At 34.9% G+C, this 13,617-nt stretch carries 13 protein-coding genes; 6 read left to right on the top strand and 7 right to left on the bottom strand.

The genetic code is table 11. From position 1 onward, the window contains the following. Positions 1-5: 5 nt before the first annotated feature. On the top strand, positions 6-1,562 hold the full coding sequence (gene hutH / locus KF816_01035; GenBank protein MBX3006586.1) for a histidine ammonia-lyase: 1,557 nt from the start codon (positions 6-8) through the stop codon (positions 1,560-1,562). A gap of 100 nt (positions 1,563-1,662) precedes the next feature. On the opposite strand, the gene KF816_01030 is transcribed toward hutH, so the two are convergent. The 5 genes from KF816_01030 to KF816_01010 all read right to left on the bottom strand — a co-directional run bounded on the left by KF816_01030 (position 1,663) and on the right by KF816_01010 (position 5,244). Beyond that, positions 1,663-1,824 carry a hypothetical protein gene (locus tag KF816_01030; protein ID MBX3006585.1) on the bottom strand — a complete coding sequence of 54 codons (162 nt, stop codon included), beginning with the start codon at positions 1,822-1,824 and terminating at the stop codon, positions 1,663-1,665. A gap of 1 nt (position 1,825) precedes the next feature. Further along, positions 1,826-2,248 carry a hypothetical protein gene (locus KF816_01025; GenBank protein ID MBX3006584.1) on the bottom strand — a complete coding sequence of 141 codons (423 nt, stop codon included), beginning with the start codon at positions 2,246-2,248 and terminating at the stop codon, positions 1,826-1,828. Positions 2,249-2,310: 62 nt separating this feature from the next. Next, on the bottom strand, positions 2,311-3,396 hold the full coding sequence (serC, locus tag KF816_01020; GenBank protein MBX3006583.1) for a 3-phosphoserine/phosphohydroxythreonine transaminase: 1,086 nt from the start codon (positions 3,394-3,396) through the stop codon (positions 2,311-2,313). A gap of 39 nt (positions 3,397-3,435) precedes the next feature. Further along, the gene (locus KF816_01015; protein MBX3006582.1) at positions 3,436-4,665 is read right to left on the bottom strand and encodes a DUF1015 domain-containing protein; all 1,230 of its coding nucleotides are present in this window, start codon (positions 4,663-4,665) and stop codon (positions 3,436-3,438) included. Between the two features lie 129 nt (positions 4,666-4,794). Continuing rightward, a complete protein-coding gene (locus KF816_01010; GenBank protein ID MBX3006581.1) occupies positions 4,795-5,244 on the bottom strand; it encodes a MarR family transcriptional regulator in 450 nt (149 codons plus the stop codon). 238 nt (positions 5,245-5,482) lie between these two features. On the opposite strand from KF816_01010, the gene KF816_01005 reads away from it, so the two are divergent. Beyond that, the gene (locus KF816_01005) at positions 5,483-5,863 is read left to right on the top strand and encodes a DUF2203 domain-containing protein (protein ID MBX3006580.1); all 381 of its coding nucleotides are present in this window, start codon (positions 5,483-5,485) and stop codon (positions 5,861-5,863) included. Between the two features lie 89 nt (positions 5,864-5,952). On the opposite strand, the gene KF816_01000 is transcribed toward KF816_01005, so the two are convergent. Further along, positions 5,953-6,378 carry an OsmC family protein gene (locus KF816_01000; GenBank protein MBX3006579.1) on the bottom strand — a complete coding sequence of 142 codons (426 nt, stop codon included), beginning with the start codon at positions 6,376-6,378 and terminating at the stop codon, positions 5,953-5,955. Positions 6,379-6,520: 142 nt separating this feature from the next. Between KF816_01000 and KF816_00995 the strand changes: the two genes are divergently transcribed. Then, the gene (locus KF816_00995) at positions 6,521-7,066 is read left to right on the top strand and encodes an inorganic diphosphatase (GenBank protein ID MBX3006578.1); all 546 of its coding nucleotides are present in this window, start codon (positions 6,521-6,523) and stop codon (positions 7,064-7,066) included. On the opposite strand, the gene KF816_00990 is transcribed toward KF816_00995, so the two are convergent. Continuing rightward, a complete protein-coding gene (locus tag KF816_00990) occupies positions 7,058-8,473 on the bottom strand; it encodes an amino acid permease (protein MBX3006577.1) in 1,416 nt (471 codons plus the stop codon). The two genes, KF816_00995 and KF816_00990, sit on opposite strands and share 9 nt — an antisense overlap. 196 nt (positions 8,474-8,669) lie before the next feature. On the opposite strand from KF816_00990, the gene KF816_00985 reads away from it, so the two are divergent. Genes KF816_00985 through KF816_00975 form a run of 3 tightly spaced genes read left to right on the top strand, consistent with a single transcriptional unit; the run spans position 8,670 to position 13,540 of the window. Then, complete coding sequence (locus KF816_00985; GenBank protein MBX3006576.1) at positions 8,670-10,907, top strand: inorganic phosphate transporter; 2,238 nt, start codon at positions 8,670-8,672, stop codon at positions 10,905-10,907. Between the two features lie 18 nt (positions 10,908-10,925). Continuing rightward, positions 10,926-12,014, top strand: a complete 1,089-nt coding sequence (locus KF816_00980) for a calcium/sodium antiporter (protein MBX3006575.1) — start codon at positions 10,926-10,928, stop codon at positions 12,012-12,014. Next, positions 12,014-13,540, top strand: coding sequence for a dicarboxylate/amino acid:cation symporter (locus tag KF816_00975; protein MBX3006574.1), 1,527 nt, complete (start codon positions 12,014-12,016; stop codon positions 13,538-13,540). The genes KF816_00980 and KF816_00975 overlap by 1 nt, the downstream gene beginning before the upstream one ends. Positions 13,541-13,617 lie beyond the last annotated feature (77 nt).

Genomic DNA, 13,617 nt, shown 5'->3' with positions numbered 1-13,617 from the left:
ATAGAATGAAATTGATAATTGATGGCAAATCATTATCGCTGAAAAAGATTGAGATGTTTATCGAACAAAGTGTTCAGGTGGAGTTTTCTTCCGAAGCCAAAAGAAGAATTAAAAAATCACGCAACCTTATTGAAAAATGGATTAAAGATGATAAAGTTATTTATGGGGTTACAACAGGCTTTGGCGAATTTGCCAATGTTAAAATTTCAAAAAGCGATATTCAAGAACTTCAGAGAAATTTAATAATTAGTCATTCGGCCGGGGTCGGAGAAAATCTTCCTCCACATATAGTTAAAATTATGATGCTTCTTCGGGCAAATGCTCTTGCTAGGGGACATTCGGGGATACGCTTGGAAACTGTCCAACTGCTGCTCGATATGCTTAACAATAATATTATTCCGGTAATTCCCTCTCAAGGTTCAGTTGGTTCAAGCGGGGATCTCGCTCCATTATCGCATCTTGTTCTTGCAATGATTGGGGAAGGTGAGGTTCAGATTATAAAAAATGTATTAGATGAAAAGGCAATTCTTTCAAAGATTCTTGATTCAAAGCGTGCATTAAATAAATTTGGATTATCTCCTGTTGTACTACAAGCCAAAGAAGGGTTAGCGTTAATTAACGGCACCCAGATGATGACCGCTTACGCCTCATGGATTTGTATTAAAGCAATGCAATTAATCTCAACATCCGATATTTCTGCCGCTCTTTCACACGAGGCACTGCGAGGGACAGACAAAGCTTATGATTTACGATTACATAAATTACGACCATTCCCCGGACAAATTGCAACTGCTCAGAATATGTTATCATTATTAAAAAATAGTGAAATACGAATTTCTCATATCACCGGAGATTCGCGTGTTCAAGATTCTTATTCACTTCGCTGCATACCACAAATTCATGGTGCCTCACGTGATACTATAAATTATGTCTGCTCAAAAGTTGAAGTGGAGTTAAATTCTGTTAACGACAATCCATTGATATTTCCGGACGAGCAGGATTTTCTTGAAGGGGGAAATTTCCACGGGCAGCCAATGGCATTGGTAATGGATTTTATGTCTATTGCTTTATCTGAATTGGCAAACGTTTCTGAACGCAGAATTGAGAGATTGGTTAATGGGTCATTAAGTCAATTGCCTAGATTCCTAACCACAAAAGGCGGGTTAAATTCGGGATTGATGATAGCTCAATATACCGCGGCGGCACTAGTCTCCGAAAACAAAACACTTGCTCATCCCGCTAGTGTAGATTCTATACCGACTTCTGCTAATCAAGAAGATCATAATTCAATGGGTTCAATTGCAGCGCGCAAATGTTATCAGATTCTAAAAAATGTTCAAACAGTTATTGCGATTGAGCTGCTCACCGCCGCACAAGGAGTAGAATTTCTAAAACCGCTTAAATGTGGCATCGGCACAAATGCTGCATATCAAGTGATTAGAAAAAGTATTCCTCCTTTAAAAAAGGATCGGATACTTTATAAGGATATTCAAAAAGCCATTAACCTGGTAGAAAAGAATATGATACTAATTTCGGTGAGTAAAAAAGTTAAAGTTATTTAGTCCGGCAGTTTTTGCAAAGAGAAAATTTTTTGGAGATTAGTGGCGGGATCAATAAAAAATCATTGTGGTGAAAAAAGATGGTGTGGTGCGCAAATAAAAGTTAATTAATGTTGTCCGACTTTTCTTTTTTTATACTCTCTTTGCCTAGCCTCTCTCGTTTATCAATCCATCTGTCAATTTTTGAGATTAGCAATCCAAATAATCCTAGTCCGGCAATTACAAGAATTGTAACTAGAATAAAAACTAAAGTGTAAATACTCATATTATTCGCTTTCTAATTCAAACTCTCTTTGAATAGAGGAGTTTTGATTTCCAAAATCATCTCTAACATAAATTATAATTTGGTAAAGTCCGGGGGAATAAGAGGAGTCAATTTGAATTTGCACATTAATCGGCAAATCAGAAATTTCTTCGTCCGCCTTCTCATCAACCAAACCCTCATCAACATTTTTAATAACCTTACCATCAGTATCAACTATATCAACAGAGTAGGAGAGTTTTGCTGAATACTTGCCACCAATTTCCTTTTGAACAAATCCCTTAACTCTACAGCTAGCGTTTAATTCCCAACCTTCATCCACATAAAACGCGAAAGCTTCCGACGAATAGAGTTCAAAAATTTCTTTTTTTTCTGAACATCCAATCGTTAAAATTAATAGAACTAATGGCAAGATAATTTTTTTCATAATTAATAATATTAATATGCCGGGAGCTACCCGGCATGTTTAGAAAATGTTTATTTCATTTTTTAATTATTCTTTTTGAACTCTTCCATAAATGCGACTAAATCTTCAACCCCCTTTTTAGGGAACGCGTTATAAATTGAGGCTCTAATTCCCCCAACAATTCTATGACCTTTCAAACCTTCGAAACCCTTCTTCTTTGCTTCATCGATAAATTTCTTTTCCAGTTCCTCATTTGGCAAACGATAAGTAACATTCATTAATGAACGATCATCAACTGCTGTTGTACCTTTGTAATAACCATTGCTTGAGTCAATTGCGTTATAAAGGATTCCTGCTTTCTCAAGATTAAGTTTGTACATTGCTTCCAATCCACCCATATTCAGCAACCACTTAAATACTAATCCCGCTATGTAAATTCCAAATGTAGTAGGTGTATTATACATTGAATCATTTTCAACATGAATTTTGTAATTCATATATGTATGAAGAGAATCTGATGATCTTTCCAGCAAATCTTTTTTGATTATGACAACCACAACACCCGATGGACCAATATTCTTTTGCGCACCGGCATAAATGAGTGAATATTTATTAATGTCTATTTTTTTATGAAGAAAATCTGATGAAGCATCACAAACTAGGGGTACATTTCCCACTTCTGGTTCAGTTTTATATTGTGTGCCATAAATAGTATTGTTCGAAGTAAAGTGAACATATGAGGCATCAGCATCAAGTTTTAAGTCAGATTGTTTTGGAAGATGAGAAAAATTATCTGCTTCAGATGAACCCGCAACATTAACGGTACCAACTCTCTTTGCTTCTTTAGCCGCTTTTTTAGCCCATGAACCGGTAATAATATAGTCAGCTTTATTTTTCGGCGGCATTAAATTAAGCGGTACCATCGAAAATTGAAGTGTTGCTCCTCCCTGCAAAAACAATACTGCGTAATCATCACCGATGCTTAATAGTTTTCTTAAATCAGCTTCGGCTTCTTTAATAACTCCATCGAATATTTTTCCACGGTGGCTCATCTCCATAATGCTCATACCGCTTCCTTTGTAAGAGAATAAATCTTTCTGTGCTTCCAACAAAACTTCTTCGGGAAGTATAGCGGGACCCGCGCTGAGATTATAAATTCTTTTTTCCATCTTTTGCTCCATTTTGTTTTCTATAAAAATTTTTACCGATTAAATTCCATGAACAAGAAGTCCGTCTCTCAATTTTGGTTCAAACCAGGTTGATTTTGGGGGCATTATTTCTCCCGCGTCCGATATATTAATTAAATCATCTAATGTAACCGGATACAAAGAAAAAGCAACGGCGGCTTTCCCATTATTTACCAACATCTCTAATTCTTCCGTACCCCTAATTCCCCCAATAAAATCGACATTAGTATCAGTGCGGGGATCTTCAATACCAAGTACAGGATGTAGCAAATAATTTTGGAGAATACTCACATCTAAGTTATCACCGATTGTATCAGCCACCTTTATATTGCTGTTTGGTTTTAGCGAATACCATTTGTTATCAATATACATTGAAAAAGTTTTCTTTTCCGATGGAGTAGGTGTACCCTCTTCAATTTGAAAATTTACTTTTACTTTATTAATAAAATCTTCTTTGCTCATTTTCAATTCATGAACAATTCTATTATAGGGAAGAATCTTTAATTGATCAGCTGGAAAAAGTACCGCAAGAAAATAATTATATTCTTCGCTCCCGTTATGATTAGGGTTTTGTTCTTTTTTAACTTTTTGTGCACGGCTTGCGCTTGCCGCGCGATGATGACCATCAGCAATATATAGACTTGGAACCGACTTAAATTCATTAGCAATTATATCGTTTTGCTCTTGAGGAACAATCCAAACAACATGCTTAATTCCATCGGGTGATGAAAAGTTATTGATGGGTTCATTTTTCTTCATCACATCATTTACAATTTTATCAATGGAGGAAACCGCCTTATAAGTTAAAAATACCGCTCCGGTCTGTACTTCTGTTGTTACTATATGGTTTGTGCGGTCATCTTCTTTTACTTTTCTAGTTTTTTCATGTTTTTTGATTACATCATTATCATAGTCTTCAACTGAAAAAGTTGCCGCAATTCCTACTTGCGAATGATTTCCCATTGTTAATTTGTAAATATAAAAATGAGGTTCAGTTTCTTGAATTAACGGTGCATCAACTTTTAAACGTTCCCAATTTGATTTTGCTTTCTCATATACTTGCGGAGAATACACATCAATATTTTCATCCATCTCGATTTCAGATCGAGTTACACGCAATAAACTTATTGGATTGCCTTTTGCCAGATTTGCGGCTTCTTCTCTGTTAACTACATCATACGGTACACTTGCAACAAGATGAGCAACCAACGGATTTGCTCTATATGCATTAAAAGGTCTAATTACAGCCATAAACTTCTCCATTTCAATAAATTTGGTGTGAGTAAAATTAGCACTTATGGGTATGATTTGAAAGTAGGTTTTTCGTTAATCCGGCTTATATAATTCCATTCGCTGATTAATTTTTCAATTCGGTTAACTCTATCGTATCGTTGTCCCCAACTTCCTTAATAAAATTCCCAATTCTTTTTGTTCGTTTGCTGTTAGTACCGACATAGTTTCGCTAATAAATTCTGCGTGTGGAGCAAATATTTTATCAAAAAGTTCTGCTCCTTTTGCCGTTAATTGAACTTGAATAGCTCTTCTATCATTTAAATCATGAACTCTTTCTATATATCCCAATTTCGCGATGTTGTCAAGAACAAGCGTCATATTGCCCCCGCTCACGAGCATTTTCTCACAAATCTCCCCAACTTTTAATGGACCAAGATGCCCCAACACTTCAATTACAGAAAATTGAGGTTGTGTTAATCCAAACCTTTTGATGCTCTCTGTAGATTTTTTATTTATTGTTGAAAACGCCCGCGCCAATTTAATCCATGTATTTAGGGCAAGGTCAACTTTTTTACCATACTTTTTATTCGTTTTCATACTTCAATGCCTTTCTTCTAATTTCAGATTCGTCATTTTTATTAAATAAAGACAAATCAATTATTGGTACTTGTAACAAGAAGAAATTTTTACTCTTCCAGTTTTAACTTCCGAAATGGTCGAGTAACAATCTTACAAATGAAATAAAAATTATTTTCGTTAGCTATATTGCGAACTGAAGATAAGCAGAGATTGTTATACTATCAATTACAAATTAATCGCACACAATGAGATCATAATGGAAAATACAGAAACTAAATATTTTACACGTGCGGAGGCTCAAAAAACTTTACCGCTCGTTAAACAAATTGTTAGAGATATACTAAATAACGCGTTTCAGGTTAGAACTATAGCCGAATCGTTAGGTGGTAAAATTGAGGGAAATGAAGAAGTTGCCAAATTAGCCGATGAGATCGACGTTTATATAAATGAGCTGCGTGATATTGGGTGTTACTATAAAGATTGGAGTTTTGATGTTGGATTGGTTGATTTTCCAGCAATATTAAATGGGGAAAAAGTTGAATTGTGTTGGCGAAGCGATGAAGATCAAATTTTGTACTATCATAAAGCTAACGAAGGTTTCGCGGGAAGAAAATTGATTCCCGATGAAAATCTATAACTTCAATAAGTTGAACAATAGATTTCGGTATTGCCACAATTGCTGCAATACCTGTTTTGAATTAGATAAATAGAATTAAAATCTTACAGTTAAGGCTCTATAATTTTATAAGAGTGTGTTATTTCCACAGATTTATTCAACATTGCCGTAACACTGCAATAAGTTTTTTGCGATAATTCAATTGCTCTTTCAACTGCTTCGGCCGGAATATTTTTACCATACACAACAAATTCGAGATGTATTTTCGTATATATCTGGGGATGAGTTTCCTGCATTTCAGCTGAGATGTTCATTTCAAAGGAATCAAACTTAATCTTCTTCTTATTAAGAATAACAGCAATATCGCTTCCCGAACATCCGGCTAACGCAATTAAAATAAGTTCTTTAGGGCGAGTTCCGGCATTGCTTCCCCCAAATTCTTCCGGACCATCCATTGTAATCCAATGGTTTGAATCTGCTTTTCCCATAAAGGTAACACCTTTAATATGCTTTACAACCGCGCTCTTTGTAGCCATATTTCCTCAATTTTAATTAGTTAGATGAAATTGTATATCAAAAGATTCAAGTGATTAATTGTTATTATTTCTATTCTATATTTAATAAAAAAATTAATATAAATTCTTCGCATATTAGTATAAAGGAAAAAGGTAATTAATTATGGAAATAAAAAGATTTCACCCATGGCACACTGTAAGCTATGGAAAAGAAGTTCCAAGTTTTGTAAATGCAGTTATAGAGATTCCAAAAGGTTCTCAGGCAAAATATGAGTTGGATAAAGAAAGCGGCCTATTAAAACTAGATCGGGTTCTATTTTCGGCAGTTTACTATCCTGCAAATTACGGGTTTATACCTCAAACATTGAGCGATGACGATGACCCGCTAGATATTTTAGTAATCTGTTCAGTGGATGTTGATCCTTTCTGTCTTATTGAGGCAAAAGTTATTGGCGTTATGGAAATGATTGATAATGAAGAAAGAGACGAAAAGATTATATCAGTAGCAAAAAATGACCTTTCGGTTAATTATATAGAAGATGTAAAAGATCTTCCCCCTCATACAATGATTCAGCTTCAACGATTTTTTGAGGATTATAAAAAACTTGAACATAAGAATGTTATTGTAGAAAAAATTGCGGGGAAAGAGGAAGCATACAAAGTAATCGACGAATCTATTATTAGATACCAAGAAAAATTTTTAAAATAATTTTTGATTCTTTGTACGATATTTCCAGAAAAAATAAAATGGAAGACCGCTTATAATTAGCACCAATCCCATCATTGCGTTTGAAGTATCTGATATAATTGTATTAATCAGAAAGAAAAACGAAAAGATCACAAAAATTGCCGGAGTATATGGATAGCCCCAAACTTTAATGGGTCTATGAACATCCGGCATCTTTTTTCTTAAAATAAATACACCGAACGCCCCCATCATATAAAACAACCAGGAAGCAAAAATTACATAATCAGTAATTGTATCAAATGAACCTGACATAACAAGAACACATGACCAAACCCCCTGCACAACCAAACTAATATGTGGAGTTCCATATTTTTGGTGCACTTTTCCCATACCGCTGAAAAATAAATTTGCTCTTGCCATTGCAAATGGAACGCGCGCAGTAGCTAGTATACTTCCATTTAAAGCGCCAAAAGTTGAAATTATTACCGCAATAGAAATAATAGAAGCTCCGCTGCTACCAAATATTTTTTCTGCGGCACTAGCGGCCACCAGAGGAGATTTTGCCATTTCATCAATTGGCATTACATACAGATATGCAACATTTATCAAAACATAAACAGCAATAACTATAATAGTACCATATATCAACCCCAGCGGCACATTTTTAACCGCGTTCTTCACCTCACCCGAAACAAAAGTTAAATTATTCCAGGCATCATACGCCCAAAAAGCTCCCGCAAACGATAAACCAATCATTACAATCATATTTGCCGAATTACCGGAGGTTGTACTAAAGCCGGTGTAAACATTTGAGAAACTGCCATCACCCCAGATTAGAATAAGAAAAGATATCATAAGTATAGAGACAATTTTAACATACGTTACTATTGTTTGAACAAGTCCGCCAAAAACAACTCCTAAATAATTCACTCCGGTTAAAAACATAATACATGCAATCGCGATAAACTTTGTACCAAAGTCGATGAATGGATATATCTTACCCACAAGGGGCATATAAAATGAAAAAGATTGCCATTGTTCTGATAGCTGAGGATATTTAAAAAAGTAACCCAAATATTCTGCGAAAGCGTAAGCAATAGCTGCCTGGCTTCCGGTTTGTATTACCGATAAAATTGACCAGCCATAAAGATATGCTGTAAAGTCGCCATACATCTTTCTAAAATAAATATATTGTCCTCCGGTCGAATCAATCATTCCGGCAATTTCAGCGTTAATTAAAGCTCCAATTAAAGTTATTAATCCGGCGGCTACCCATACAAATATCATTAATTCGGGGGATCCAAGCTGTTCGGCCATTGAGGAGGGTTTTCGAAATATACCTGAACCAATCATACTGCCAGCGACAATCATCACAGCGGCTGTAAGACTTAATCCTCTAACAAGATCTTTTGGGGGACGAGAAGACATTAGGTTCCTTTTAATTGAGGTAAAACTAAGAAATGAGCCGATTTTCTCAAAAGAATAATTACAATAATTTAAATATTTCTTAGAGTTAACATTTTCTTAACATTGTCTTAACAATAAATATCAATAAATTTAAGGACATCATTATACTTGTTTTGCAGTCCTACATAAATTGACAATAAGAAATATTGAGGTCTAATTGGAAACGTATCTTTTTTTGGTGATCATCTTATTCATTTTAGCAACATCCGACTTAGTAGTGGGGGTTGCAAACGATGCAGTTAATTTTTTAAATTCTTCTCTTGGTTCCAAAGTTGCTCCAAGGCATATTATTTTAATAGTAGCAAGTGCAGGAGTGCTTGCCGGAACATTTTTTTCAAGCGGAATGATGGAGGTTGCACGTTCGGGATTTTTTAATCCGGAAATGTTCAAGCTTAATGAGGTAATGGTAATTTTTCTTGCGGTAATGTTCACCGACGTATTGCTTCTTGATCTATTTAATACATTTGGTTTACCAACTTCAACCACCGTTTCTTTAATTTCTTCTCTTTTTGCCGGCAGTATTGCAGTAGCATTATTAAAGCTTGACGCTGAAGGAAAAAGTTTTAGCGAACTTGGTAATTATATTAATTCCGCAAGGGCACTTGGTATTTTTACAGCAATAATTCTTTCAGTATTTATATCGTTTTTTGTGGGATCTATAGTTCAATATATTTCCCGGTTAATATTTACATTTGATTTTGAATCAAGATTGAAGCGTTACGGCGCAATTTGGGCATCGGTTGCTCTAACTTCAATTACCTACTTTATTTTTGTTAAAGGAGCTAAGGGTGCTTCATTTATTCCCACCGATGTTGTTAAGTTTGTTACAGAAAACACAGGTTTGTTTATTGGAGTAAATATTGTTTTCTGGACAGTTGTTCTGCAATTATTGCTTTGGTTTACAAACATCAACATATTAAAACCGATTGTATTAGCAGGTACATTTTCCCTTGCCCTTGCTTTCGCGGCAAATGACCTAGTAAATTTCATCGGAGTTCCACTTGCGGGATTAAGCGCTTTTCAAACAGCTTCTATAAGTTCAGATCCCGGAAATATGACAATGGAAGCATTGCGTGATCCGGTTCAAACCGACACTCTTATACTTACAATTTCCGGCTTTATAATGATTGGGACTCTATGGTTTAATAAAAAGGCAAGATCTGTTACTAAAACCGAAATTAATTTAGGAAGACAGTTTGAGGGTTATGAGAAGTTTGAATCCTCAGCATTTGCTCGATCAATTGTTAGAGCTTCAGTTAATTTGGGGCATTCTATCAAAGGAATTATTCCCCCGACAATTTATAATAGAATTCAAACCCGGTTTGATTTAACAAAAATTGATTACTCAAAATTTGATAAAAAAGATCGTCCCGCATTCGATTACATTCGCGCGATAGTAAATTTAATGGTAGCCAGTAGCTTAATTTCACTTGGGACCGCATATAAATTACCTCTTTCAACTACATATGTTACATTCATGGTAGCTATGGCAACTTCTTTTGCTGATAAATCATGGGGAAGAGAAAGCGCTGTTTTCCGCGTAAATGGTGTTTTGACGGTAATTGCAGGTTGGTTCTTAACAGCCCTTTTGGCATTTATAAGTACAAGTATTCTTTGTACAATTATGTATTTTGGCGGTCTTCCGGCTACACTTGTAATTGTTGGTTTAGCAGTGTTTTTAATTATCCGCTCAAATATGAAACATCGCTCATTAGAAAAAGTCTCCGAGAAAAAAGATGCGACCTCGGTTGTGTTTGAAGAAAAACATGCTTTATTCGAATCCATTGCCGAGGATATTAAAGGTTATTTAGATATTATTAAAAAAGTTTATGATGATATTTATCAATCAGTAATTAATGAAAATAGAAAGAAAGCGAAAAAAGCTATTAAACAGACTGAAGAATTGGAAAATCATGGCGATCTAATAATATCCAAAATGCTTCAGGGAACATATTTTATTGAGGAGCATAGTGCTTCAGAAGAACTAAATTTTGGCAAGGCAATCATTTCAATTAAAGAGATTTATACCTCAATGCAGAATATTGCGCAAAACGCATTTATTCATTTAGATAATAATCATTCGGGATTAGTTAAAGACCAAAAAGATGACTTTAAAGAATTAAAAAACCTTTTATCAGCACAGCTTGAAATAGCTGATACTAAACTAAAGAAAAAGGATTTATCTAAACTTGAAGACTTAAACGAAAAGATTGACGACATAAAAAAATCGATAAAGAAATTTAATAAGAAGCAGGATGGTCAATTTAAGAAAAGTAATTCAAAAGTTAGAGCCGACTTACTCTTTCTGAATCTTTTATTCAAGACCGATAACATTTCGGATAATGTTGCTGAAATTATTAACTTTAATAAGGAGATTTTAAAACACAAAAAATAATTTCATTGAAAGGGTTAAATGGATTTAATCACCTTCCTAATTTTAGGAGCAGGATTAGCATTATTAATATTCGGCGCCGATCTACTTGTTAAAGGTGCATCGCGCATTGCTTCTTCACTTGGAATTTCACCTCTTGTTGTTGGCTTAACGGTTGTTTCATTTGGAACCAGCTCCCCCGAGCTTGCTGTGAGTTTACAATCAACATTTAATGGACAACCGGATATTGCCGTCGGCAACGTTGTTGGAAGCAATATTTTTAATGTTCTTTTTATTTTAGGTTTAAGCGCTATAATTGCCCCTCTAATCGTTAATCAACAGCTTATTAAAATTGATGTACCCATTATGATTGGTATTTCCGTTCTTGTATATATTTTCGGATTGAACGGATTAATAGGAAGATTTGAAGGCTTTATCCTCTTTGGCTCACTGATCTCCTACATAGTATTTTTGATAATCCAAAGCCGTAAAGAATCTAAAGCTATAGAAGAGGAATACTCTAAAGAGTATTCGGTTAAAGATAAATCAGCTAAACAAATAATATTAAATATACTGTTCGTAATAGTTGGACTTGCGTTATTAATATATGGATCCGATTTATTGGTTGAATCCGCGGTAAAAATCGCTCAAAGTTTTGGCGTAAGTGAGTTAATTATCGGTTTAACCATTATTGCCGCCGGAACCTCAATGCCCGAAGTTGCCGCATCGGTCGTTGCTGCATTTAAAGGGGAAAAAGATATTGCTGTTGGTAATGTTGTAGGAAGCAATATTTTCAATCTTTTATGTATTCTTGGTTTGACAAGTATAATATCGCCATCCGGTGTTAATGTTGCACCATCAGCAATAAGTTTTGATATTCCTGTAATGACCGCTATTGCAATAGCATGTCTCCCAATATTTTTCACAGGTAATTCAATTAGCCGTTGGGAAGGATTTGTTTTTCTGTTCTATTATGTGGCATACACTTCTTATTTGATAATGGATTCAACCAATCACGATATGCTACCATTATTCAATAATGTAATGATGATTTTTGTAATTCCAATAACTATTCTTACAATGGCAGTAATACTATACAGGACATTAAAAAAGAAAAACATGGCTGGCTAGTGAAAAAAATAAAAATGCCAAAGCTCCACAATCAAATTTTAATTGCATTAATTCTTGGTTCTATTTTTGGTTCACTCTTTAATGTAGATTCTCACCTGCTCGAAATTAAAACTAGAGTTGACAAAAAAATTCAAACCGGGACAGTAAAGGATTGGGAAACTGCCAGAATAATTACTCTTACCGACACTTTAGTTTACTCAAAAATATCTCAACTCGAAATAATAAATACTTCAAAAAAATTAATTTCCGCGAATGAAAAATTCAGCATAGTTTTTTATGATTGTAATTTTGATGGGGCCGAATCTAAATCAGCAAAAAAAGTTTTTTCGGGAAATATTATTTCGGTGGCCAAGCAAGGTACCGCGGCTACATCAATTAAATGGATCGGCGATATTTTTATTAGGCTTTTAAACATGATAGCCGTTCCATTAGTACTCGCTTCTCTAATTGTAGGCGCGGCAAGTTTGGGAGATATTAAGAGATTCGCGAGGATTGGAACAAAAACACTTGTCTTCTACATTACAACTACAACAATTGCAATTACAATCGGTTTAACACTTGCTAATTTGGTACAACCCGGTTTGATGATGAACAGCGCCACCAAAGAAAGACTTCTTTCTGTCTACAGCGGTGATATTGTTAATACAATTGATAAAGATCTTGGTTTTAACTTTTCTGAATTTATTGTTGGAATAGTTCCCAGAAATCCCTTTGGAGCAATTGCCGGTTCCGATATGCTTCAGATTGTATTCTTTGCTGTTATGTTCGGAATGGTTTTAACAATGATACAAAAAGAGAAAGCTGAGCCGGTAATAAATTTCTTCGATGGAATTAGCGAAGTTATGATTCGTGCCGTTGATGTTGTAATGATTATTGCTCCACTTGGTGTATTTGCGTTAATTAGTTCGGTAATTGCTCAATTTGGATTTGATATACTGCAAACATTGATTGGTTATTCAATTACTGTCCTCGTGGGATTATTACTTCAAGGCACAATTGTATATGGTGGTATAGTTAAATTTTTTACTAAAATAAAATTAATAGATTTCTTTAAAGCTTTAAGACGTACACAGGCAATTGGTTTCACTACCAGTTCCAGTGCGGCAACTTTACCTGTAAACATGGAAGTTTGTCAAGATTCACTGGGGGTTTCTAAGCGTATTACTAGCTTTGTACTTCCTTTAGGGGCAACTATTAATATGGATGGAACGGCGCTTTATCAGGGTGTTGCTTCTGTATTTATTGCACAAGTTTTCGGAATGGAATTAAATTTAGGTCAACAGCTAACAATAGTATTTACCGCAGTTCTCGCATCAATTGGTACAGCTCCCGTTCCCGGTGTTGGAATAATTATGCTTGTGATAATTTTAAAATCTGTGGGCATACCAGAAGAAGGAATAGCTTTAATTATTGGTGTTGATAGAATCCTTGATATGTGCCGTACAGTTATTAATGTTACCGGTGATGCCGCTGTGGCAGTAGCGGTAGCTACTTCAGAAAATGAAATATCTCCTATAACGATTTAAGTTGAACATTGTGCTCATTCAGTAATATATTTACACCCGTTAATATTGAATTAAGGAATTATTAAATGAATGAAGAG

It is taken from the genome of Melioribacteraceae bacterium (assembly GCA_019638015.1).
In the GTDB taxonomy this organism is placed as follows: domain Bacteria; phylum Bacteroidota; class Ignavibacteria; order Ignavibacteriales; family Melioribacteraceae; genus JAHBUP01.
The sequence above is the reverse complement of the archived record's forward strand: the minus strand, read 5'-3'. Positions and strand labels throughout refer to the sequence as shown.

Bases quoted from the DNA above. Each gene is read 5' to 3' on its own strand.
- hutH (MBX3006586.1), top strand. From the start codon at position 6: ATGAAATTGATAATTGATGGCAAATCATTATCGCTGAAAAAGATTGAG.
- KF816_01030 (MBX3006585.1), bottom strand. From the start codon at position 1,824: ATGAGTATTTACACTTTAGTTTTTATTCTAGTTACAATTCTTGTAATT.
- KF816_01025 (MBX3006584.1), bottom strand. From the start codon at position 2,248: ATGAAAAAAATTATCTTGCCATTAGTTCTATTAATTTTAACGATTGGA.
- serC (MBX3006583.1), bottom strand. From the start codon at position 3,396: ATGGAAAAAAGAATTTATAATCTCAGCGCGGGTCCCGCTATACTTCCC.
- KF816_01015 (MBX3006582.1), bottom strand. From the start codon at position 4,665: ATGGCTGTAATTAGACCTTTTAATGCATATAGAGCAAATCCGTTGGTT.
- KF816_01010 (MBX3006581.1), bottom strand. From the start codon at position 5,244: ATGAAAACGAATAAAAAGTATGGTAAAAAAGTTGACCTTGCCCTAAAT.
- KF816_01005 (MBX3006580.1), top strand. From the start codon at position 5,483: ATGGAAAATACAGAAACTAAATATTTTACACGTGCGGAGGCTCAAAAA.
- KF816_01000 (MBX3006579.1), bottom strand. From the start codon at position 6,378: ATGGCTACAAAGAGCGCGGTTGTAAAGCATATTAAAGGTGTTACCTTT.
- KF816_00995 (MBX3006578.1), top strand. From the start codon at position 6,521: ATGGAAATAAAAAGATTTCACCCATGGCACACTGTAAGCTATGGAAAA.
- KF816_00990 (MBX3006577.1), bottom strand. From the start codon at position 8,473: ATGTCTTCTCGTCCCCCAAAAGATCTTGTTAGAGGATTAAGTCTTACA.
- KF816_00980 (MBX3006575.1), top strand. From the start codon at position 10,926: ATGGATTTAATCACCTTCCTAATTTTAGGAGCAGGATTAGCATTATTA.